This window comes from Paraglaciecola chathamensis S18K6 (assembly GCA_000314955.1).
GTDB lineage: Bacteria > Pseudomonadota > Gammaproteobacteria > Enterobacterales > Alteromonadaceae > Paraglaciecola > Paraglaciecola chathamensis.
Map to the genome: position 1 here is coordinate 21,998 of BAEM01000003.1, position 24,780 is coordinate 46,777.

17 protein-coding genes are annotated in these 24,780 nt (G+C 42.9%); 13 read left to right on the forward strand and 4 right to left on the reverse strand.

Going from position 1 to position 24,780, the window contains the following annotated elements; all coding sequences use genetic code 11:
* Nucleotides 1-10: 10 nt before the first annotated feature.
* Nucleotides 11-472: a phosphohistidine phosphatase SixA gene (sixA, locus tag GCHA_RS00445; protein ID WP_007983953.1), complete on the reverse strand. Its 462-nt coding sequence runs from the start codon at nt 470-472 to the stop codon at nt 11-13.
* Nucleotides 473-590: 118 nt separating this feature from the next.
* Here sixA and GCHA_RS00450 point away from each other — a divergent pair, with 118 nt between their 5' ends.
* The 3 genes from GCHA_RS00450 to GCHA_RS22970 all read left to right on the forward strand — a co-directional run bounded on the left by GCHA_RS00450 (nt 591) and on the right by GCHA_RS22970 (nt 8,596).
* A complete protein-coding gene (locus GCHA_RS00450; protein WP_007983954.1) occupies nt 591-3,371 on the forward strand; it encodes an insulinase family protein in 2,781 nt (926 codons plus the stop codon).
* A gap of 189 nt (nt 3,372-3,560) precedes the next feature.
* Entirely contained in the window at nt 3,561-8,075 is a 4,515-nt protein-coding gene (locus tag GCHA_RS00455) for an EAL domain-containing protein (protein ID WP_052017955.1), read from the forward strand.
* Nucleotides 8,076-8,443: 368 nt separating this feature from the next.
* A complete protein-coding gene (locus GCHA_RS22970) occupies nt 8,444-8,596 on the forward strand; it encodes a hypothetical protein (protein WP_007983961.1) in 153 nt (50 codons plus the stop codon).
* A 204-nt stretch (nt 8,597-8,800) separates the two neighbouring features.
* Here GCHA_RS22970 and fadJ read toward each other — a convergent pair whose 3' ends face one another.
* Together fadJ and fadI are read right to left on the reverse strand one after the other, a co-directional pair.
* The gene (fadJ, locus tag GCHA_RS00460) at nt 8,801-10,951 is read right to left on the reverse strand and encodes a fatty acid oxidation complex subunit alpha FadJ (protein ID WP_007983966.1); all 2,151 of its coding nucleotides are present in this window, start codon (nt 10,949-10,951) and stop codon (nt 8,801-8,803) included.
* A gap of 10 nt (nt 10,952-10,961) precedes the next feature.
* Nucleotides 10,962-12,272, reverse strand: coding sequence for an acetyl-CoA C-acyltransferase FadI (gene fadI, locus GCHA_RS00465; RefSeq protein WP_007983968.1), 1,311 nt, complete (start codon nt 12,270-12,272; stop codon nt 10,962-10,964).
* Between the two features lie 408 nt (nt 12,273-12,680).
* Here fadI and GCHA_RS00470 point away from each other — a divergent pair, with 408 nt between their 5' ends.
* The 8 genes from GCHA_RS00470 to GCHA_RS00505 all read left to right on the forward strand — a co-directional run bounded on the left by GCHA_RS00470 (nt 12,681) and on the right by GCHA_RS00505 (nt 21,266).
* Nucleotides 12,681-13,637: an AAA family ATPase gene (locus tag GCHA_RS00470; protein WP_007983970.1), complete on the forward strand. Its 957-nt coding sequence runs from the start codon at nt 12,681-12,683 to the stop codon at nt 13,635-13,637.
* An 11-nt stretch (nt 13,638-13,648) separates the two neighbouring features.
* The gene (locus GCHA_RS00475) at nt 13,649-14,620 is read left to right on the forward strand and encodes a DUF58 domain-containing protein (RefSeq protein ID WP_007983972.1); all 972 of its coding nucleotides are present in this window, start codon (nt 13,649-13,651) and stop codon (nt 14,618-14,620) included.
* Nucleotides 14,617-15,120, forward strand: a complete 504-nt coding sequence (locus GCHA_RS00480) for a DUF4381 domain-containing protein (RefSeq protein WP_007983973.1) — start codon at nt 14,617-14,619, stop codon at nt 15,118-15,120. The genes GCHA_RS00475 and GCHA_RS00480 overlap by 4 nt, the downstream gene beginning before the upstream one ends.
* Complete coding sequence (locus GCHA_RS00485; protein WP_007983975.1) at nt 15,113-16,129, forward strand: vWA domain-containing protein; 1,017 nt, start codon at nt 15,113-15,115, stop codon at nt 16,127-16,129. The genes GCHA_RS00480 and GCHA_RS00485 overlap by 8 nt, the downstream gene beginning before the upstream one ends.
* Nucleotides 16,126-18,114 carry a VWA domain-containing protein gene (locus tag GCHA_RS00490; RefSeq protein ID WP_007983977.1) on the forward strand — a complete coding sequence of 663 codons (1,989 nt, stop codon included), beginning with the start codon at nt 16,126-16,128 and terminating at the stop codon, nt 18,112-18,114. The genes GCHA_RS00485 and GCHA_RS00490 overlap by 4 nt, the downstream gene beginning before the upstream one ends.
* 5 nt (nt 18,115-18,119) lie before the next feature.
* The gene (locus tag GCHA_RS00495) at nt 18,120-19,862 is read left to right on the forward strand and encodes a BatD family protein (protein ID WP_007983979.1); all 1,743 of its coding nucleotides are present in this window, start codon (nt 18,120-18,122) and stop codon (nt 19,860-19,862) included.
* A gap of 146 nt (nt 19,863-20,008) precedes the next feature.
* Nucleotides 20,009-20,566 carry a sigma-70 family RNA polymerase sigma factor gene (locus GCHA_RS00500; protein WP_007983982.1) on the forward strand — a complete coding sequence of 186 codons (558 nt, stop codon included), beginning with the start codon at nt 20,009-20,011 and terminating at the stop codon, nt 20,564-20,566.
* Nucleotides 20,559-21,266 (forward strand): DUF3379 family protein, encoded by a 708-nt coding sequence (locus GCHA_RS00505; protein ID WP_007983984.1) that lies wholly within the window; start codon nt 20,559-20,561, stop codon nt 21,264-21,266. Before GCHA_RS00500 ends, GCHA_RS00505 begins: the two co-directional genes overlap by 8 nt.
* A gap of 108 nt (nt 21,267-21,374) precedes the next feature.
* Here the strand turns inward: GCHA_RS00505 and GCHA_RS00510 are convergent, their stop codons facing one another.
* Complete coding sequence (locus GCHA_RS00510) at nt 21,375-21,827, reverse strand: GNAT family N-acetyltransferase (protein ID WP_007983986.1); 453 nt, start codon at nt 21,825-21,827, stop codon at nt 21,375-21,377.
* Between the two features lie 104 nt (nt 21,828-21,931).
* On the opposite strand from GCHA_RS00510, the gene putP reads away from it, so the two are divergent.
* Both putP and GCHA_RS00520 read left to right on the forward strand, forming a co-directional pair.
* On the forward strand, nt 21,932-23,467 hold the full coding sequence (gene putP / locus GCHA_RS00515; protein WP_007983988.1) for a sodium/proline symporter PutP: 1,536 nt from the start codon (nt 21,932-21,934) through the stop codon (nt 23,465-23,467).
* Nucleotides 23,468-23,487: 20 nt separating this feature from the next.
* Nucleotides 23,488-24,708: an EAL and HDOD domain-containing protein gene (locus GCHA_RS00520; protein ID WP_007983990.1), complete on the forward strand. Its 1,221-nt coding sequence runs from the start codon at nt 23,488-23,490 to the stop codon at nt 24,706-24,708.
* Nucleotides 24,709-24,780: the final 72 nt, after the last annotated feature.

The following is a 24,780-nucleotide window of genomic DNA, read 5'->3' on the forward strand; positions in this document are numbered from 1 at the left end:
TCCCTTAACTTCATGATGGGTGATAAATGTCCAGCACCGTCCCTGAGTGTGTAGCTGGTTGATAATCAAGCAACACTATACTCGATGTATCAAAAAATAACGAATGTTGCTCTTTGGTTATTTCATCTAGGAAGTAACTAACAAAGGGCATATGACTGACAATCAACAATGAATCAGAGACTTTCTTTACCTCTAGTAAGTAATCAACATAGTCATGCGTCAGCCAGATATTGCCATCAGGTGTTATATCGTCTGATACGGCGTGATGATGAACATCCACATTTTCGCTAACGGCGTCTAATGTTTGCTGCGCCCGAACATAAGGGCTAACCAAGCTCATCTCAATGCCGTCTGAATAGCGCTGGTTTAACCACTGCCCTGCTACCATAGCTTGTTGTTGGCCAAACTTCGTTAACTCACGAGAACGGTCGTCATCTTGTACTGGTTCTGCGTCGCCGTGGCGCATGATCATAATCTGCATAAATTACTGCTGAATAGTTAACAAACTTTGTTACGCTTAATATAACAAATAAATGTTTGAAAATCCGAGAGTTGAGTGTTTTTTAAGTTATGCTATTTAAGCGCAATATATGACAACAGGATCTAATATTTTGCTTACTCATCATCTCGACAATCGTCACTACCTGTATTCTCAACTTGAGAATGGGTTGAAGGTGATCCTTGTCGAAGATCAAACCAGCGAAACCTGTTCTGTGGCGGCGACCATAGGCAATGGGCATTTTAGTGATCCTGCTGATTGCCTCGGCTTAAGTCACCTTTTGGAGCACGTGCTGTTCCAAGGGAATAAGAAATATAAGACAGTTGATGCGTTTGATACGTTTCTCTCTTTGCATGGTGGTACGGTAAATGCTGCCACGGGCTCAGAATACAGCCACTACTATTTTTCTGTAAATAATGAAAATCTTTCGACTGCGCTTGATCATTTCAGCCATTTATTAACCCAACCATTATTTGAAATTGAGTCCATTAAAAAAGAAATTAGCGCTATTGACGCTGAATTTTCATTAAAAATAAATGACGATTTACGTAGACTGTATGAAGTCCATAAAGAAACATCAAACCCTGAACACCCCTTTAGTCAATTTTCCGTCGGTAATGCCAGCACGTTAAACACGTTGAGTCTTAAAGAAGTTCAACAGCGTTTGTTTGCTTTGCATCAAAATCAATACGTTAGCCACAATATGACGTTGTGCATCATCAGCCCCTTTGACACGCAAACCTGCTTAGAGCTTGTTAAGGCGCATTTTGGGTCTTTTGCAAACAGGCAAGCTCCCCATGCGGCCCCACTCCCAGCGCTTTATTTAGATGAGCAGTTGGGGATCAGAATTGATATTGCACCACTGAAATCAGCACGAAGGCTTATCGTGACCTTCGCTTTGCCCTCTATGCAACATCTTTATCGAACCAAACCACTTTGCATTATTAGTGAGTTGTTAGCAGATGAAGGTCCTGACGGTTTGCTTGGGCATTTTAAAGCAAAGGGTTTTGCGACAAATATTAGTGTAGGTGGGGGTATTGAAGGCAGTAACTTTCGAGATTTCAACGTCAACTTACAGTTAACCGAAGCAGGTTTAGCCAATATTGACCTTATGCTGGAAACGATATTTCAATATATTGAACATATAAAGCAGCACAATAAAATTCGCTACTTCGATGAAAAAAGCACACTGCTCTCCCAAATTTGGCAATTTGCTGACGCCATAAAGCCCACTGACGAAGCAATCAGCTTATCGAGTAGCATCTTTATTTATCCACCAGAGCACCTCATTGCGTCAGAATATATTCTGGATAAGCCGAATCCTGCTGTTGTCGACGAAGTGCTAAATTTTTTCACCCCGGAGAATATGCGGGTCAAAGTGGTTTCACCAAACCCTAAAACAACTTTTGTTAGTCGGTGGTACCAGACCCCATATAACGTTTCCGCGATTCCATCGAGCTTAATGCAAAAACTGCAAAACGCCTCGTGTAACCCATTATTAAAATTACCCGAGAAAAATCCGTTTCTTAGTCGTAACCATTCGCGGATAGCAACAGATGCACAATTTATTATTCCGCAACAAACATTTGACACAGCAGATTTTAATGTGTGGTTCGGACAAGATAACCAATTTGAGTTACCTAGAGGAGATTGCTACGTTTCATTTGATTGCCAAGCCGCCACGTTAGGCGTAGAGGCTGCGGCCACAAAGAAATTATGGATAGCCCTTTTAAATAACCATTTTCAGCAACGTTATTATCAGGCCAATGTTGCTGGGTTAAATTATCACTTGTATTCGCATCAATGTGGTTTTTCCCTTCATACAAGTGGCTTTAGCGCCAATCAATTAATGTTTGCACATGAACTGACTGAGCAGATTCACACGTTCGAAGACTTCAATAAGCACTTCGAGCAAGTGAAGCATCAGCAGTTGCAAAGTCTGCACAATAACCTGCTTAATAAGCCAATCAACCGCTTATTTACCAGATTATCTGCACTGATGCAGCAAAATACCCACACGCCTCTGAGCATGGTTAACGCGATAGAAAAAGCCAGCATAGAACAGGTCTATGAGGTGAAAAGCCAAATGCTGAATAATAGGTATATTGAATCTTTAATCTTTGGTAACTGGCACAAAACAGAGGCTGAACAGTTTTCATCTAGTTTATACAAGCAACATCAAAAGTTTACAGGGCATGGGAAATTATCGCGCAGTGTGTTTGATTTATCTCAGCAGCGCTCGCTATTACATTCACTGCCCTGTAATCACCCAGATGCGGCGGTCGTCATTTATTACCAATCACCTAACGCAAAGCGGCGCGACACCTTATTGACCATTTTATTAGAGCAGCTTGTGTCACCTGTGTTCTTTAATTTTGCTCGCCAGCAAGCACAGTTGGGTTATCTGGTAGGTAGTGGTTATGTTCCCTTTAATCAACATCCTGGTATGGCTTTTTACGTTCAGTCACCACAGTATTCCGCCGAGTACTTAATCAAAACAATCCGCGATTTTCTGCAAAAATTCACCGTTGATTTACAGCAATATCAAAAAAATTGGAATGATATAAAACAAGGTGTAATGAAACAATTGTGTCAAAACGATGCGAATTTAAGTATGAAAAGCCAACGTCTGTGGTCTGCATTAGGTAATCGAGATTATGCATTTTCTCAGAATAAAGATACTGCCAACGAGTTAACCAATATTGAGTTTTCTGACTTGATGACATTCGTCAAAGGGTTAGTCATCGGAAAAAATACTGGTGAATTAATATTGTATAGTGATCCCAATCATAAAATATCGGCAAGCGAGTTATCCGTAGCCCAGGTGACAGATGTTTCGGAGTTCAAAAAACATACGCCTTTGGTAGAATAAACCATTAAGATTCAGCCGATAGACCGAACAAAACACTGGTTGAGGTAAAATCTGTGTATTAGCGTTAAAAAGTAACGATTAAAACTTGTTAAGGCCCCGTATTTTAGGCATATTTAGCCTAATGGATGCAATGGATTGGTTCCTAAATATTAATAATTACAAAGCAGAAAAACTGCTGACAGGTGTTAATTGCATACTTTAACTATTCAATCCTTCTTTTGCTGTGTGTGGCTTATAAGCACTACTTTGGGCTTTTTAAATACAGCGCACGCCCAATCCTTTTCTTTTGATAATCTCACCAAAGCCGATGGCTTAACTCAAAATACGATTACCGATATTATCGAAGATAAACGCGGATTCATGTGGTTTGCGACCGCAAATGGATTAAGTCGTTTTGATGGTTATGAATTCGTTAACTACCAACATAACCCCAATGATATAACTTCTTTACCTCATGACTTTATTAGGACATTACAGATTGATCAGGAAGGAGCGTTGTGGGTCGGGACTCAGAACGGTTTAGCTCGGTATAACCCACTGAATGATAATTTTACCCGCTACAATCAGCACAATAGTAGTTTAAATAACAATATTATTAACGCATTGAGTCTTTCTCAATCAGGCCGCTTACTAGTGGCAAATGAGTCCAACTTATATCTTTATTCCAAACGGACAAATGACTTTACCCCCGTTGAAATTTCGTCGGGCCGTCTGCCACCTGAAATTAAGTCCATACTTGCTGGAGAGGCCTACACGCTAATTGGCACATATGGTCATGGTATATTTCTCTTAGAAAACGACAGCCAAACACTATACGATCTTAAGACTGCTAACCCGCTTAATATAACCGTACCAGGGGAATACTTATTCGACGTTAAACATATTGGTGACATTTATTGGTTTGCAACAGAATTAGGTGCTTTCGCATGGGATCAAGCGACCAATACACTGAATCATTTCAGCACAGAAAGTACTCCTAACCTTCTTGGAAACGAAGTGCGGAATATCCAGCCAGGGCATGACGGCTCGGTATGGCTCGGAACATCAGCTGGGTTGACTATAGTGAATGAGACGCTAGACGTAACTAAGCATGTGCCTCTGGATAGCGGATTAAATAATCAGGCTACTCAATCTGATGCTGGAATATTTCTACTCAGCATGTTCCGTGACAGCAATAACACTATATGGCTAGGCTCTCACACCGCTGGAGTTTACCGATACAACCAAGACTCTGCTCTTTTTAAACATTATGTTGCTAACCAAGCCGTTGAGAATACCTTGGCTGGAAATGTGGTCTGGTCAATCAAACAAGACAGCAATAACATAATTTGGCTTGCCAGCCAGTCTGGAGGTATATCTGAATTTTCTCCCCAAAAAGAGCAATTTACTTCCTGGCTTAAAGGATTTGAACACAGCATTTGGGATATGACTATTGACGAAAAAGACCGTCTTTGGCTGGCCACAAGCGGTGGAATTTATATATACGAAAAAGATAATAGTCGAGAGTTAAAACTATTAAAAGTGTTATCTCCAGGTAACTTCTATTACAGAGTTTTATATTCTGAAAATAAAATTTGGCTTAAATCACAAGATAATAATTTGCGATGGATTGACACAAAAGATTTTAGTGAACACTCCATTCAACTTCGAAGCACTGGGTTTAAAACGCTAGATCCTATATTTATCGACAGCGATGAAAGACTTTGGTTAAGAGGAAATAACGAACTTCTGATATTTGACTTGGTCTCTCAGAAACTTACGAAATTATCAAGCGACCCCTTATTAACTAGCAATAATTTTAGCTCTGTCGTTGAAACAGCAGAAGAGTTTTGGCTAGCATCACTTGAATTCGGTCTCATCGTTTTAGACAAGCAAACCTTTCAAATAACCCAGAAAATCAATGTAAATACGGGGTTATTTGACAACCAAATTGTTAAAGCGCTAAGAGTGGACGACAGCATATGGTTAACGACCATGGCCGGAGGCATCGAAGAAGTCTCTATTTCATCTAAACAGGTTGTTCAACAAATCACTCCAGAGCGACTAGATTTCAATGATTTCAATGAAGGCGCAGGACTAGTTACCCTTGATAGAAAAATACTTTTTGGTGGCTCTCAAGGGTTTAATTTATTTGATCATGAACAAGTATCCCAGAATAAAAAATCATTTGCCGATCCAATAGATGATAGTTTACTGACGCCGCCAATCATTACCCACTTAGGGTTATTCAATAGGAGGGTCACAGTTCACAGTGTAGGCACTCCCCTTAATAAACCTATTTACCTTACTAATGAACTTACCTTACCAAACAGCTCTAATCACGTGAGTTTAACGTTTGGTCAACTCAACCCGTTAAACGCTAATGGCTATTCGTATCGTTACAAATTAAAAGGTTATTCTGATAAGTGGCTAGATGCGGATAAACGTACTCGAGAAGCAACCTTTACTAACTTAGATTTTGGCCAATATCAGTTTGAAGTGCAAAGTCGCTATAATCTGAATCCTTGGTCAGATTCTCAATCGTTAACCATCAATATTGAGCCTCCTTTGTGGCTTCATCGCAATGCCTTGGTTCTATATTGCATTTTAGCCTTGTTCATAGCCTTAAGCATTGTTAAGCAATATCGCTCTAAGCGTATCGCCCGCTTGGCCATCACCGAAAGTGAAGAGCGCTTGAAGTTGACCCTTTGGAGTAGTGGTGACGAGCTTTGGGATTGGGATATATACCAAGGGCAAGTCTTTCGTTCAAATACTTGGGGCATTATGGACTTCCCCCAAGATGACATTCGGGTTAACAGCGCGTATCAAGCCAACATTCACCAAAATGACATTAAGCGAGTGCAGGATGCGCTAAATGAGCATCTGCAAGATAAAACTGAACATTTTGAAGTAACTTATCGCGCCAGCACCTTTAAAGGTGAATGGCTGTGGGTACTTGATCGCGGCAAGGTCGTTAGTCGAGACAGTAACAATCAACCCATTCGGATGACAGGTACGTTCAAAAATATCAGTCACTTAAAAGTAGCAGAAGAGCAATTAAAACTGTTTAAGCGTTCTATTGAGACAATTTCTGACGGCGTGTTTATTGCGGATACCAGCTTTAGATATATTTCGGTGAACAAAGCATATTGCAAATACACAGGTGAAACCCGTGATCAAGCTCTTGCCAGCTACCTGACGTTCCACCAATACCCAGGGGCATTTACCGAAGAGGTGAAAAAGTCACTTCGCCAAAAAGGTAACTGGAACGGAGAAGTAGAATCTAGACGTATCAATGGTGAAAAGTACGAGATGGAATTGAACATTGATGCAATCAACGACGAAGATGGCAGAATCAGTCATTATGTAGGGGTGTTTTCCGATATTACTCCACGTAAAAGCACCGAGAAAGAATTGCTTAAGTTGGCCAATACCGACCCGTTAACTGACCTACCCAACCGTTCATTTTTTCAAGCTAGCCACAATAATATTGTTCGCCGCGGAACGCAGCACGCACTCATTTGCTTGGATATGGATAATTTTAAGAAAATCAATGATTCACTGGGGCATCAAACCGGTGACTTATTGATTAAACAAATAGCGCGGCGATTGCAAAAATTGGCCGGTAAAAGCGCCACCTGTTATCGCCTCGGCGGGGACGAGTTCAGTATATTACTCGACAAAGACACAGATGTTCACAACGTCACTCACTTTTCACAATCTATTTTGGATGATTTAGCCCGCCCATTCTTAATTAACCATCAAGAGTTTGTACTAGGCGCCAGCATTGGTATCGCGTTTTTTCCAGAAGATGGTAGCTCACCGCAAGAATTACTTAAGAACGCAGACACGGCGATGTACTTTGCCAAAAACGCTGGAGGGAATAAATATCAATTCTTCAGTGGTGAAATGAACCAAAATGCGGTGCGTCAATTACAAATAGAAAACCTAATTCGTCACGGCTTAAAAGAAGACCTGTTCAACGTTTACTATCAACCTAAAATTGATATTGCTACTGGTAAGTTACTCAGTATGGAAGCACTGGTGCGCTTCGAGCATCCAGAAAAAGGTATCGTTAGCCCAGCGCAATTTATTCCTTTAGCAGAGCAAACAGGTCAAGTTATTGACATCGGGGAAGTGGTTTTACGTAAAGCCTGTGAAGATACGAAACGCTGGGTAAAAGCGGGCATCTTTACCGGCCGCGTAGCCGTCAATATTTCAGCACGTCAATTTGAATTACCTGACTTAGACGAGAAAATCGCTGATATTTTGCAAAAAGCCGACCTGTCGCCGCTTCATCTGGAATGTGAAATTACCGAAGGCACTTTGATGCAAGATCCCGATAATGCCCTTCGCATGATGACTCGGTTACGTGAGCGCGGTATACACCTAGCGTTAGATGATTTTGGTACAGGGTACTCATCATTAGCTTATTTAAAGCGCTTTCCGTTAAATACGCTAAAAATAGACAAAGCTTTCATTGATGACATCGCCACGAGTAGTGTCGACCGGCATATGACTGCCGCTATAATCACTATAGCGCACAATCTTGGCCTTAAAGTCGTTGCCGAAGGGGTAGAACATGAAGAGCAGATGTCAATTTTACGTCGTTATGAATGTGAAATGCTTCAAGGTTATCTTTATAGCAAACCTTTAAGCTCTTCTCGTTTCGAACGTTTACTCAAAGAAAATCATCAACTAAACAGATTACTGCAAGGAAGTTAATGCTAGCGCGATAGCTTCCTTTCATATTTTTGCACTCTTCTATTTTCACACTTTTAAATTCTTCAGGTAAAACTAATAACCCCATACTACATGGGCCAGCGGGTTGTTTTTTGTACAAGTCGTGATTTTTTGAATGGGTCAATTTGGCTAATTCTATTCAAAATTTTATTTTTTGAGACGCCTCTTTCTATCCTTTTTAAAACGGCCAACCATCAGCAACTTCCCGTGTGACTCATCAATTGAACACTAAATATAAACGCATATTTTTTCTACCTGATACACATTGGCACGTAATAAGCATTAATACTTTCGACTGACAAATAATAGTCAGCGAAACGTCAATAATAAAATATTAAGAGGAATATCCAATGTTAAAAGCTTATGCAATCGCTCTAGCACTTACTACTGCCGCTCCTGTTGCTACTCAATCTGTTGAAAGTGCAAAAGCACCTGAAGCAGCTAAAACCACTACAACAAGTGTAGAAAACAAAGCAATAAAAGTAGGTTCTGTTAGATTTTAATCAACGTCGACTTTAGCTGAATAAACATTATTCAGTCAAAAAAGAGAGAGGAACTCTCTTTTTTTATGCCTGTCATTTAGTGAGTAAAACGACTATGCCTGAACGGATTAAGAAAAGGGTATGCCGTACTGACAGCCCAGAATACAGAAAAGCCGAACCTTTTAACAAGGTTCGGCTTTTTATTTTTACCAATGAAAAGGAAGGCTAACTGTAGAAGGTGGCGTTATTCTCAGCCATTTCTACTAGGCACTTAGCTGGCGTAAACTTGTCACCAAATTGTTGTTGGTAATGGCTTAAACGTTCTACGACCTGTTGAATACCTAAACTATCCATGTATCTAAACGGCCCACCTAAGAACGGCGGGAAACCAATACCGAATATAGCACCTATATCTCCATCTCTGGCACTGCGCACCACACCTTCATCGAGACACATTGCAGCCTCGTTTAGCATTAATAGAACGCAGCGTTCTGCAATAGTACTTTCACTTAAACGGCTACTTGGTGTAATACTTAATAAATCATAGACACTCTCGTCGACTTCTTTGCCTGGTTTTTTACCTTCATAATTGTAAAAGCCACGTTTGTTCTTCTTGCCTTTTCTGTCATCCGCCAATAATTTGTCGAATCCTGGGGCTGAACTAAAACGCTCACCAAACTCAGCAACTAAAATCGGGCTTATCTTCGTCCCCACATCAATGCCAACTTCATCTAGCAGCTTGATAGGTCCGACTGGGAAACCAAATTTCACCAAGGCTCTATCAATTTGCTCAATCGGCTCGCCGGCTAATAATATTTCGGCCGACTCATTCATATACGGCGCCAAAATACGGTTAACATAAAAGCCTGCTCCGTCTTTTACAACAATGGGTGTCTTGCCTTGCTTTTTCGCTAGCTCAACCGTTGTTGAAATAGTCTGATCAGACGTTCCTTCATGGGCGATGACTTCAGCCAGTGGCATTTTGTCTACTGGAGAAAAATAGTGCAGGCCAATAACATTTTCTGGGCGCTTGGCATTGGCAGCAATTTGACCAATTGGGATCGAGGAAGTATTCGAAGCAAAAATAGTGTGCTCTGAACAATGTGTTTCCACGTCAGTAACCATATTTTGTTTTAATGCCAGATCTTCAAAAACCGCTTCAATCACAACATCCGTATTGTCGAAACCTACATAATCAACAGAGCCTGTTAAACGCGAAAGCTGAGATTGCATTTGAGAATGCAACATGAAGCGGCGTTTCACTTTTTTGCTCAAAATGTCATAAGAGTATTTCATCGCATGGGCAATGCCATCACTGCGAATATCTTTAATCCGTACGGGCAATTTCGCTTTTGTTGCTGTAACAAAGGCGATACCGCCACCCATTAGGCCACCACCTAACACACCAATTTTCTTCAATGCGTTAGGAGCAACACCTTCAACCCCGTTCTCTTTTTTCATTTCAGTCGTGGCGAAAAACAAACTGCGTAGAGCGGCTGATTCAGGTGTCATCACAAGATGACCAAAATGCTGAGCTTCTAGGGCGTAGCCTTGTGCATTACCTTTTTCTAAACCTGTTTCGATACAATCGATAATACGCTCGGGTGAGGGGTAATTACCCAGCGTTTTGGCTTGGGTTTGCTTACGCGCTTGTTTGAACATTAATTTTTTGCCCATGGGGGTGCGCTCAAGAAACTGCCCCATAAGATCAAGCTTGACTGGTTTACGTTTCGGCTTGCTTTTCTTCGCCATTTCAATGGCCACATCAAGTAAAATCGAACGTGGCACCATGTCATCCACAATACCGTATTTTTTCGCTTGTTTTGCTCGTACCGCCGACCCTGTCAGCATCATTTTCATGGCCTGCTGTACACTGATCAAACGCGGCAGACGTTGCGTGCCGCCACTGCCTGGCAACAAGCCTAATTGAACTTCGGGTAAGCCTAGTTGGGTCTTGTCATCGTCACTACACACTCGCATGTGGCAAGCAAGTGCCAGCTCTAAACCTCCGCCTAACGCAGGTCCGTGGATTGCAGCAACAAACGGCACCGACATATCTTCGATACGTTGGAAAACAGCTTGTCCCCCCTGGCCTATTGCTTGTGCTTCTTCAGCGCTTTTACACCCTGCAAGCATCGAAATATCGGCGCCCGCTACAAAAGAGTTGTCTTTTCCACTGATAACAACCACACCTTTAATACTGCTGTCGCTCTCAATCTGGTCAAGCATGGCTCCTACTTGGTCACCAAACTCAACTTTGAGCGTATTCATGGTTTCCCCGGGTACATCCATACTTAAAATAGCAATACCATCATCACGTTTGGTAAGGGTAAACGCGCTTGGGGCATGTTGCTCTGTTGTATTTTCATTGGTCATCATATTGCCCTTATTCAGTTTCAACGATCATTGCAGCGGCCAAGCCACCTGCAGCGCAAGCGGTTACCAAACCACTGCCACCACCGCGTCGTGTTAGTTCATTTAGCATTTGAGTTATCATGCGCGTGCCTGTGGCAGCAAAGGGATGGCCATAAGCGAGTGAACTGCCCATTACGTTAAATTTGTCCATGTCGATTTCACCGGTCGCTTTACTGCGGCCCAATTTTTCTTGGGCAAATTTGTCACTGGCGAACATTTTCACATTCGCTAACGTTTGTGCAGCAAACGCTTCATGCATTTCAATCAGAGTTAAATCATTCAGTGTCATTCCTGCTCTATCTAATGCAATGGGTGTGGCATAAGACGGCCCCATGAGCATATCTTCCCACACATCGATTGCGGCAAAAGCATAACTCTTGATGTATCCAAGCGGGTTATAACCCAATGCTTTCGCTCTACTTTCGGTCATCATTAATACCGCTGAAGCACCATCTGTTAGCGGCGTTGCATTTGCGGCGGTCACCGTCCCGTGTTTCTTATCAAATACCGGGCGAAGCTTGGCGTATCCTTCTAACTTTGAGTCGAAACGAATGTTGTTATCTTTCTCGAAGGCACTCTTATAGGGCGCAGGGTACGCAGTCATCACCTCTCCCGCTAATTTGCCTTCATTCCAGCTTTGCGCAGCTAATGAGTGCGAGCGATGGGCCAACTTGTCCTGATCTGCTCGACTAATATTGTGGGTCTTTGCCATCTGTTCAGCGGTTTGTCCCATGGACAAGCCCGTAGAATATTCAGCCACAGCAGGTGGTACTGGCAACAAGTCTTTTAAGCCAAGTTTTTTCAGCACATTCCACTTTTGTCCGACTGTCTTGGTTTTTTGCAGATCTGTTAAGGCACGGGCTAAGTTTTTCGATACACCAATTGGTGAAACTGACGTCGAATCAGCACCACCCGCTATACCCACACTGATATTGCCAAGCATCATTGATTCAGCAATGTTCACTGTAGATTGAAAACTTGTTGCACACGCGCGCGACACACTATAAGCATCGGTATGCACACTCATACCTGTACCTAACACAATCTCGCGAGCAATGTTCGGTGCCTCTGGCATTTGCACCACTTGCCCGTATACCAATTGCTCAATGGATAACGGATCGACGTTGTGTTTTACCAGCATCTCATTAACAACCATTTTGCCTAAATCAACGGCAGGAACACCGTGAAAGTTGGTTGCCATTTTAGCGAATGGTGTGCGTAACCCCGCCACTATGGCGATTCGTTCACCGCTTCGAGTTGTTACTGTTTGTTTTGCCGTCATGATTTAACCTTAATGTTGAGTCGAAACCAAGTGGTCTGACCTGTAATTTTGATGAATTGTACAGGGAGAATGAAAATTTTGAAAGTATAGATAATATTGTGTCATTTATAAGCAATTACAATAGCCACTTAAACACGTGTTCACAATGCAACCTCGCAATATCGTTAAGCACACAGTGGAACGTGAAACTAACGAATACACGAATTTGGTAATGTTTTACTATTGATCCAATTTAGTAACCCAGACAATGACTTATACGCTCTAAATTGCATACAAATAAACGCAACTTTGTCATTTGTAACATTGTTTTTCAGTAAGGGAACCCTATATAGATAGCATTGTCTGTAAACACAGTTTATTTTCCCGTACACCTATGTACACCATTCAACGCAGGAATAATAAAAACACATGCCTTCAGCTCAATTTTCGCAACTACAAGCGTATTTAGACTCGCAAGTTATCGGTCAAACAACCTTGACCCAAAATATTCTCGTGGCATTACTCGCAGATGGTCACTTATTAGTTGAAGGCCCCCCCGGCCTTGCTAAAACCCGTGCGGTAAACTCTCTTGCCAATGGTGTTGAGGGAGATTTTCATCGGGTTCAATTCACACCTGATTTATTACCCGCAGATTTAACCGGTACAGATATTTATCGTCCTGAGACCGGTCAATTTGATTTTCAAAAAGGGCCACTGTTTCACAACTTGGTGTTAGCTGATGAAATAAACCGAGCGCCGGCGAAAGTGCAATCTGCATTACTTGAAGCGATGGCAGAAAGACAAATTACCGTGGGTAACAAAACATACCCACTACCTGAATTGTTCTTGGTTATGGCAACCCAAAACCCTATAGAGCAGGAAGGTACATATCCCTTACCTGAAGCACAATTAGATCGCTTTTTAATGCATTTGGAAATTGATTACCCTGGTGCTGAAACAGAACTTGCAGTACTCAAACTAACCCGCAACGAGTCTTTACATAGCGCCCCGGTTACCGCGCCAAATTTGACTCAGCAAGATATATTTAGTGCCCGCAAAGCAGTGCTAGAAATTCATTTGGATGAAGCCTTAGAACGCTATCTCGTTGAACTGATTATCGCCACCCGCCAACCTGAAAAATACAGCGAGCAGCTAGCCAGCTGGATTGAATTTGGCGCGAGCCCAAGAGCAACGATTGCCCTCGATAAATGCGCCCGAGCCCACGCCTGGTTGATGGGGCGAGATTTTGTAGGGCCTGATAACATACAAGCCGTATTCCATAACGTGTTACGTCATCGTTTATTGCTTAGTTATGAAGCTGAAGCTGAGGGTGTCTCGAGCAATCAAGTACTTGATAGCATTTTGCAACATGTTCCTGTCCCTTAGGGCTGTCGTATATGCAGTTATCCCAAGATATTCCCCAATGGTTAGCCGCGCATCATAGCGATGGGGTGAACCTACAGATAAAAGAGCTGCTTTATTATCGCACCAAAGCCAGCTTATTAAATTTAGCACTAGGTCGCCCAGCGCAGGCAAAACTTGCCGGTGGCTATTTAGCTAAAACTAAAGGTCGAGGCATGGAGTTCGACGAAGCTCGTCACTACCAGCCAGGCGATGATATCCGCGCTATAGATTGGCGTGTAACAGCACGAACCGGGAAAACCCATACCAAAATCTACCGAGAAGAAAAAGAACGCCCAGTGTTCGTATTAGCGGATCTTTCAAGTTCCATGCATTTCGGTACGCAGTTGCTGTTCAAATCGGTGCAGGTTGCCCATTTAACCGCACTGATTGCGTGGGCAGCCCATAAGCGAGGCGATCGTATTGGTGGCTTGGTGTTTAACCAAACTCAGCATAAAGAATTTAAACCTTTTTCCCGTCAAAAAGCCGTATTGTCTTTGTTAAATGGAATGGTGAAACTTCATAAGCCTCATGAAATACAGGATAAAAATAGTGTCTCGAATGTGACGTTTGCAGATGCTTGCGCACGCTTGCGCCGATTAGCGCATCCTGGCAGTTTGGTATTCGTGTTAAGTGATTTCGCTCAATTAAACGATACTGCTCAACAGCATTTAGCGCAGCTAAGCCGACATTGCGAGGTCACAGCCTACCCAATAAGTGATCCGTTTGAGCACACACTTCCGCAAAGCAAGTACCAGCAAATGCTGAATTTAACCGACGGCTATAACGAGCAACAAATATTGATCGGCGAGCAAGGTATTGCCACCCAATACCAAACCGAACATGAGCAAAGATTCAATTCTATTCATTCTAGGTTAAAGAAAAGCCGAGCCAATGTAGTCCCGATCAGTTGTGGTCTCTCATTAGAACGCCAATTAGCAAAACGCAGTAGTGAAACAGACGTATGAACCCGTTAGAGCAATTAAAAGACATTCATGTTCCCCCGCAAGTCAGTGCATGGCCTCCCGCTTATGGATGGTGGTTAGTTGCCTTGGTATGCATCCTCGCAGTAGCAGTTATCACTTTTGTGTTGATGAAACGTCGTCGCTTCAATAGTGCAAAACGTGAGGCATTAATTGAACTATCACAGATATCCAGTAAACAAACAGATTGGCCTATTCGAATAAACACATTACTCAAACGGGTGTGCTTACGTTATTTTCCCAATGAGCAAGCGGCAAATCTGCATACTTCACAGTGGCAGGATTTTCTATCAGGACAATTGCCTGAGTCTAAACAAGCCTCTTTTAATACCGCTTTTAGTACTTTTCAATCTCAATTGTACCGACCTGATGCGCCAAATGCAGATGACTTTCAGCAAATCCACACTCAGGTTAACGTGTGGTTAAAAAGTGCCAAATTCACAGCAAAACGAACCTCAACTGCTACAGGAGCGGCCCATGTTTGAGTTTGCATGGTGGTGGATGTGGTTCGCCCTGCCCTTACCCTTTTTAATTTATTGGCTACCAGCCAAAGCCCAAGTACAATCAGCAGCCCTGAGAGTGCCCCATTTACCTCAAGGGCTACAAAAGGTTTCAAAGCCGCCTACTAGCCGCCGTGGATTTTTACTCGTTGCTGCACTGGCTTGGATAGCCCTAGTCGGCGCGAGCGCGCGACCTCAGTGGTTAGGAGAGCCTGTAAGCATACCTGCACAAGGGCGCGATCTTATGATTGCCGTTGACTTGTCTGGCAGTATGAAAATCGATGATATGCAAGTTAACGGTCGCCAAGTTGACCGCTTACAAATGATTAAATCAGTGCTTCACGATTTTATTCAACGCCGCGTTGGCGACCGTCTTGGCTTGATTTTTTTCGCTGATACCGCCTATCTGCAAGCGCCCTTAACCTATGACCGCGAAACGGTCTCACAACTTCTTGGTGAATCGTTGATTGGTTTAGTGGGGGAGCAAACCGCCATTGGCGATGCTATTGGCCTTGCTATTAAGCGATTCCAAAGCAAAAAAGAATCAAACAAAGTGTTGATTTTATTAACTGACGGACAAAATACCGCGGGTAATATTAGTCCTCAACAAGCCAACGAGTTAGCCATAAATAATGGTGTGACCTTATATACCATAGGCGTTGGCGCAGATCAGATGATGGTCCAAAGCATATTTGGAAGTCGCCAAGTTAATCCTTCACAAGAATTAGATGAGAGCATGCTAACCCAGCTAGCTGAATCAACCGGTGGACGCTACTTTCGTGCCCGAGATGCAGAGAGTTTAAAAGCCATTTACGACAAACTAGACGAATTAGAGCCCATTGCGCGAGAAAGCAGGCAAATGCGCCCATTACAGGCTTTGTACTATTACCCTTTAGCGTTTGCCCTATTCATAACGTTCTTGCTCGCGCTCAAACCGCTTGTGTTTAGTTGGGTATCCAACATAAGTCACCCTAACAAAAAAGGAGCCAAATGATGGTTGATATGAATATCGCCGATTTTCATTTTTTGCGTCCTTTCTGGCTGCTAGCTATTATTCCATTGATAGCGCTGGTTGTAGTGCTCAAACGTATGAGCCGACACAGTGGTGGCTGGCAATCTGTGCTCCCTACACACCTATATCAACACTTAGTAGCTCAAAACGGTCTCAAATCCGCCAAGCCGCCTTTTTACATATTAACCACAGCCTGGATATTGGCCTCAGTTACGCTAGCTGGTCCCACTTGGCTTAGGTTGCCGCAACCTGTTTATCAGCTTAACAGCGGCAAGGTCGTGGTATTGGATATGTCGCTTTCCATGCGCGCGACAGACGTTTCCCCTAATCGATTAACAAGAGCAAAGTACAAAGCAATCGATTTAGTAAAAGCCATAGCCGAAGGTGAAACTGGCCTTGTGGCTTATGCGGGCGATGCATTCACCATTAGCCCATTAAGTTCTGACGCGCAGAATTTGACGACTTTGATCCCCAGCTTATCCCCTGAAATCATGCCAGTAGAAGGGAGCGAGCCTTTTCTGGGCTTAGAGTCAGCCATTAACTTGTTACACAATGCCGGTTATCAAAAAGGTGAAATATTCTGGATCACTGATGGTATTGAGAACAGGCAAGTGGCGGAGGTCAGTAAATTACTGGAAAATTCGCCCTATCGTCTTTCCGTGCTTGGCGTTGGCGCCGCGGATGGAGCACCGATTCAATTATTAAATGGCGATTTCTTAAAAGACAGCAGTGGCGCTGTCGTGGTACCCAGATTGCGTGCAAGTAACTTGAAGATCCTCGCCCGCAAAGGGAAAGGAAGATACATTGCGATGCGTACTGATGACAGTGATATCGATTACCTTAAAAACCAGTCTGTAATCTCTAGCGATGAGGAAAAAGAAGGCGAAGCTAATGAAAACTTCGGCGATAAATGGCAAGAGATGGGCCCTTATTTACTACTTCTTTTAGTGCCGCTCGCCGCTTATGGTTTCCGCAGGGGCTTGCTCGGTATATTCGCCCTGTTTTTGCTACTGCCTGCATACACACCCACAGCCAGTGCAAATTGGTGGGACGATATGTGGCAAACCAAGAACCAACAGGGTCAGCAAGCCTTTCAAGCTGAGAATTATAATGCGGCTGCAGAGCATTTTGAGGACCCAATGTGGCGCGGCGCAGCAGCATACAAAGCACAGGATTACGACGCCGCGCTTGCTGCATTCCAACAAGCCAAAGGTGCGCAAGCCAGATACAACGAAGGTAACACCCTTGCTCAGCTAGGCAAACTTGATGAAGCAATTGTAGCTTATGACAAAGCCTTAGAAATTGACCCTGCTCATGAGGATGCCAAAGCGAACAAAGCTCTGCTTGAACAACAAAAAGAACAACAGCAAGAGCAACAACAGCAGGATAACTCTGATCAGCAACAAGGTGATGACAGTCAGCAAAATGACAACAGCCAACAGAGCGATAACAGCGAGCAAGGCGATAACAATCAACAAGGCGAACAACAAAACGAGCAAAGCTCAGATCAACAGCAAAGTCAGGGCTTGGAGCAATCTCAAGACGGTAATAGCTCAGATCAAAGTGATGCCAACCCTTCTCAACCTGAAGATCAACCTGAGCAAGACAACCAAGGAGAGCAAGAAGGCGAAAATGAGGGTGATGAGCCATCAGAGGAACAACAGAATAAAGACGCTTCTGCGCAGCAAGAAGAGCAAGACTCCTCGGCAAACAATCAATCATCACACGCTATGAATGATGATCAGCAGCTTGATGAGCAAGACGCTCAGGAGCAACAAGCGTCACCAGCAGGTGTTCAGTCACCCGCAGAGCTTACAGACGAACAAAAAGAACAGATGCAACGTATGCAAACGTTACTTAATCGCGTGCCAGACGACCCCGCTTTTTTACTAAAACGCAAAATGCAGATAGAAAACCAAAAGCGTAGACAACAACGTACACCGACTCAACGACAAAGGAATTGGTAGCCACAATGCAGTTATTCATCCGTTATTTCATCCGTTCATGCTTATTGTTGTGGGCATTTTCTTCAATGGCTTTGGCACAAATTGATGAGCTGTCTGCCACCGTGGACAAAAACCCAGTGCTTGCCGATGAATCAATCACCTTGAGCGTAGTCGCTTCTGGTAGCGCGTCTCGCGACGCATTCGACGCTACGCCGTTAAACACAGATTTTATTGTTGGTAGAACCTCTGTCAGTTCGCAAACTCAAATGATTAATTTCGATACGACGCGCACCACAATTTGGACAACAACTCTGATCCCGCGCAAACCTGGGCGCTTTGTCATACCCGCTTTTACCATTGACGGGAAACGCTCTGATCCGATTAATATGATGGTGCTGCCTGTTTCTGCCCGTCAAAGTACAGAAGGGCGAGACGTCTATGTCACCACATCAGTTGACACCAACGAAACTTACCTGCAACAGCAAATTCGTTATACGGCAAAACTATACCTAGCGCGTGATCTTCAGCGAGGCAGCCTTTCAACCCCTACCTTAACGGATGGTGAAATTCGCCAAATTGGAAAAGACGCAGAATATAACGACATTGTAGATGGAAAGCGCTATCGCGTGATAGAACGTACATTTTCTGTGATCCCGCAAAAAAGTGGCACGTTTACCATCCAAGGGCCGGTTTTTGAAGGAGAGGTCGTTCAAGACAGACAACAAAGTTTCGGTTTTTTCAGCCGAAGCAAAACGATTAATCGTGTTGGACCACCACAAGAAATTAGCGTAAAGCCAATCCCAGATAATTATTCTGGATCATGGTTACCCAGCGAATATGTAGAGTTACATGAAGAGTGGCAACCAGATTCGGGCGATTTTACTGTAGGCGAGCCAATCACGCGCACCCTGACACTGACTGCTGTAGGAGTAGACGAAGCGCAATTACCCGCAATAAACAGCCAATACCCGTCAGGGGTGAAGGTGTATCCCAACCAACCTAACACCACAACCATTGAAAAAGATGAAACGTTAATTGCCCAGCGTACAGAAACCATTGCCATTATCCCCAGTCAAGCAGGACAGTTCACTATTGATGAGGTGAAAGTTCCGTGGTTTAACATTGTCAGTGAACAAGTCGAATATGCTACTTTGCCTAAGCGTACTATTACGGTTACCGCTGCCTCAGGTACTTCTCCTGCGGCTTCATCGCCTTTGTCTGAGCCAGATGAAGACGCTACTGTAGGGCCAACAACAGATTCCGCTCCCACCTCAAAGGCATTAACTGATGGCACAGGAGTAGTGTACAAAGAGAATTGGTGGTCGATGAGCAGCTGGATATTACTCGCATTATGGCTTTTGACCCTATTGGGTTGGATATTACATGTTAGTCGTCGCGGTTCAGTGAATAACGTAAATGCCTCTGCAACATCACAAAAGTTGAATACTCCAGCAACGAAAAACACCTCTGAAAATCAGGCTTGGAAACAACTACAAAAGGCAATTGAGAAGCAAGATAGTAATGTCATCATTGAGGCATTAACCATCTGGTTAAATACCTTACTGGGTAGCACGAATAAGTCTCTGAGTGCTATACAGCAACGCCTACACAATGAATCATTGAACAAAGCAGTGAATGCTTTGTATGGGGCTAAATTCAGTCAGCAGAGTACCCAGTGGCAGCGTGAAGAACTGATATCAACATTAAAATCCCTTCGTCAAAACATCCCAGTTGACCAATCAAAAGGTGAGCTCCCTCCCCTTTATTAACGTACGAAAGTATACACACTAAAAGCGCAAAGTAGATAAACATCTACTTTGCGCTAATGCTCGCCATTAAATGCAACAAAGGACGAATTGCACAATGTGTTCCTTTAACGAATAATAAGAACAAATAATAAAGGCGGAATTAAATAATGAATTTGCGAAAGCAATTTAAAAAAGCCTCGGTCTCTAGTGACATGCTAGATAAACAAAAAAGATATGAAACCTTGGTCCAAGCATTACATGGCGATATTTTCCGCTATGCGTATTGGCTGGTTAAAGATAAAGCGGTCGCTGAAGACATAGTCCAAGAGACATTTTTGCGTGCCTGGAAATCACTTGATTCGTTAAAGGATGAAAAAGCAGCAAAATCTTGGTTGATTACAATCTTACGACGGGAAAACGCTCGCCGTTTTGAACGTAAACAATTTGACTTGGTGGATATCGATGATGTGTCTATTTCAGACGATCAATTGACCCATGAGGTCGAAATTGAACATCGTGAATTACGCGAAATCATGGCATCGCTCAGTGAAGAGTACAGAGAACCACTTATGTTGCAAATCATGTTTGGGTACAGCGGTGAGGAAATTGCCGCTCAATTAGACTTAAACAAGAATACAGTAATGACCCGTTTATTTCGGGCACGAAGCCAAATTAAAGAGGCACTAGAGAAATCAAATGACAATCGAGAACGGAAAAATGGATGATTTAGAGTTTCGCAGAACCATTTATGCTGATCCGAATTGCAATGACGAACGAGTCAAAGAAGCGGCAGCAAAGGATCCTGCAAAGCAAGAATTTTGGGCGGAGCAAAAAAGAATTGATGCAAGTTTAAAGGCTGCAATGAAAGTAGATGTGCCTGATGACTTAGCAAACAAACTTATTTTGCGCCAAACCATGCAAACCCATCAACATGACAAAAAACGTGCACGCGTGCATTTAGCACTAGCTGCATCATTGGCATTTGTTGTTGGTGTGAGTTTTACCTTATGGCAACAGCAAAATTATATTGATGTGTCAGCGCAATCTATAGCCCATGTTTATCATGAAGGCCCACACGCGCTTGACGCCAATGAGAATTTTTCATTGCAACAGGTTAACGCCAAGCTTGCACAGTATGGTGGGCATATAGATGATGAGGTTGGCCAAATATATTACGCCAATCATTGTGTGTACCAAGGTGTAAAAAGTCTGCATTTGGTGATGCAAGGGGAAAATGGCAAAGTAACCGTATTTGTCATTCCTCATCAAGAAGGCTACAAAGCAAATGATAGAGCCAGCGATGGGTATCTTACTGCGGAAGCGGTAGAGTTAAAGAACACCAGTTTAGTGATTGTCAGTGAAAATGTGCATGACGTTGAGCAAACCAAAGATAGACTGGCTAAACGTATGACCTTTTCTGCATAGATTGCGGCTCGTTTATTCGCTAACGCATTCGTGATTGCCCAAAAAGGAGCTTTAGCTCCTTTTTGCTGTTTAGTTTGCACTTCTTAATCCACGCTATCTTAGTTAACACTATTGGGCCAAATGCATATCTATATGCTCTATCCCTCCGTCATCATAGGGTAAGCCCTGCACGTGAAAGCCAAATTGCAGATAGAAATCGCTGGCGACGGTTTGCGCTGACAACATAACGTCTACGCAAGAAAATCTATCTTTTATTAGCTCAAGACTTTCTCTAATGAGTGTCGCACCTAGCCCTTTTCCTCGATGGGACTTTGTACAAACCACTCGCTCTATTTTAGCAAGCTCACTTACTTTTGCTTCACGCACACGAGCATACGCTACTAATTCGCCTTCACAATATATGCATATATGCAGACTAGATTGATCAAAATTATCAATATCATTGTAGATACTTTGTTGCTCATCAATAAAAACATCCTGACGTAAGCGTAAAATTGCATATAAATCGTTCAGTTCCAGCTGATAAAAGGCGTTAACCTGGGTTTTATAACATTCAGGCACTAGTGTATTCCTAGGTTGCTTGGTAGCATGGAGCAATAAAATGGGCGCTAATTTGCTACAGCGTACACAATAATAATTAATCTGCATTATATTTGAAGGACAACATGGAATCAGCCACTTTTATCTCTTTAGGTTTGTACTTTCTTGCGATGCTCGCGATTGGATTGTATTCATTTAAACAAGCGAACACAGACGTTGAAGGCTACATGCTAGGTGGCCGTAATTTGAGCCCTAAAGTAACAGCTTTGTCGGCTGGTGCATCCGATATGAGCGGCTGGATGTTGATGGGACTGCCTGGTGCAATGTATTTGACCGGCCTTGCCAGTGCGTGGATTGCAATTGGTTTGGTCATTGGTGCCTACTTTAATTATATTCTCGTGGCACCTCGATTACGGGTATATACCGAGGTGGCAAATAACGCTATCACCATTCCAGATTATTTCGAAAACCGCTTTAATGACAAAAGCCATGTATTACGTATTGTCTCGTCTATCGTTATCGTGTTGTTTTTTACGTTATACACCTCATCTGGCGTTGTGGCCGGCGGTAAGCTGTTCGAGACGTCGTTTGGTTTAAACTATGAGTTGGGCTTGTATATCACCGCGGGAGTGGTAGTGGCTTATACCTTATTTGGTGGGTTTATGGCAGTAAGCATTACCGACTTTGTGCAAGGGTGCATTATGTTTATTGCCCTAGTACTTGTGCCGGTTGTCGTATTAATCGATCTTGACGGTTGGCAAGGTGTGACCAATTCGCTAACAAGTTTAGACGGTCAATATCTTGATATGTTTGTTAGTGCGTCAAGTGGTCAAGTGATATCTACCATCGCTATTATTTCCATGCTTTCGTGGGGCTTTGGGTATTTTGGCCAGCCTCACATTATTGTGCGTTTTATGGCAATTCGCAGCGTAAGCGATATTAAAACAGCACGAAGAATTGGCATTACCTGGATGATAGTGGCCATTACCGGCGCGTTGGCAACAGGTCTATTAGGCCTTGCTTATGTTACCGAGCATGGTTTGCAGATGGACGATCCTGAAACTATCTTCATCTACCTTTCGCAACTACTCTTCCATCCGCTTATTGGGGGCTTTCTTTTAGCGGCAATTTTAGCGGCTATTATGAGTACAATTTCCTCCCAATTGCTGGTGACCTCGAGTTCATTAACCAGCGACTTCTATCAAGCCTTTTTCAGACGTGATGCCAGCCAACATGAGTTAATTATTGTAGGGCGCATATCAGTAGTCATCGTTGCCTTGGTTGCTATTTTACTTGCTTATGACAGAAACAGCAGTATTTTATCTTTAGTGAGTAATGCATGGGCAGGCTTCGGTGCCGCATTTGGACCATTAATTTTATTCAGCCTATTTTGGAAACGCATGACGCTGGTCTCAGCCATAAGTGGCATGTTGGTGGGTGCTGTAACAGTGTTATTATGGATTTATTTACCCTTTACCATTAATGGTCAAAGCCTAAGTGCTTGGCTATACGAAATTGTACCGGGTTTTATATTATCTAGCTTAACCATAGTGGTACTAAGCCTAATGTCGAAACAAACTGACAGCGCTATTATTACTACATTTGAAAAAGTACAAGCCAGATTAAATGGCTCAGCCTCGGGCAGCGGAAACGCATCTTGATGTTTAGATAGGAAATTAACATGAATTTTTATGCTGCCAGACAACCCATATTACATGCAGATAAATCACTATTTGCCTATGAGTTGTTGTTCCGTGATAGTTTAGAAAACACTTTCCCAAATATAAACGAGGATGAAGCCACGGCGAAAATGGTGGCAAGTCTGCAATTTAACTTGGGACTAGACAGTTTATTACCCAATACCCTGGCTTTTATTAATTTCACCCACAATTCATTACTGGATGGCTACCCATTGATGCTCCCTAAAGAGCAAATTGTCGTGGAAATATTAGAGACGGTAAAGCCAGGTAAAAAGCTGTTAAACGCCTGTATCGATCTGAAAAAGAAAGGCTATATCATCGCCCTCGATGACTATATTCATCAGAATGTTTGGTTGCATTTTTACCCTTATGTCGACATCATTAAAATCGACTATCAAGAGACCTCGCATCATCAAATTCTACAAATTATCGAAGCGATTAAACCCTTTCCTAATATCAAATTACTGGCTGAAAAAATCGAAAACCATCAAGAGTATTTGCAAGCGTTAGAGTACGGCTGTTGTTATTTCCAAGGTTACTTTTTCAGTAAGCCTGAGTTAATTAAAAACACAGCGTTAACACCCTCGCAAATGGCGATTGCCAAATTAATGGGTGAAATGGCAAAAGAAGAGCCAAACATTAAGCTCATTTCCCAGGCGTTTGAGTCTGACGTGAGTCTTTCATTTAAACTCTTACGCTATGCCCAATCCCCCATATTCAAACGCACAAAGCAAATTGAAACCATCAAACAAGCCATAGTCGTATTAGGCCAAAACGAATTGAGGCGGTTTGTATCTTTGTTGTTTACTGCCCAGTTTAGCGAAGGCAAACCGGCTGAATTAACCGTCATGTCATTGTCTCGCGCGCATTACTGTGAATTACTCACGGAATATTCTAATCAGCGTGACGGTATCGCATCTGCATTTCTTGTAGGGCTTCTGTCTTTACTCGACGCCATGTTAGACGCAGACATCGCAGAGCTTATGGCGAAACTGCCTATTTCCCAGGCCATTAAAGACAGCATTGTGCTGCGACAAGGAGAACAAGCTCAATACCTTATGTTGAGTGAGTTTTTCGAAAATGGTCAGTGGAGCGACGTGAACAGGCTGTGTGAAAATCTTGATGTCAATTTTGATGATGCATTTGCGATGTTTCAACGTTCACAGCTTTGGGCTAAAGAAAGACTTCAAGCGCTGACCTAACCGCAACACCACTCTTCATTCAATCTACTGTCACTTTGTCATGATATATTTTTAAAAAATATATCATGACGT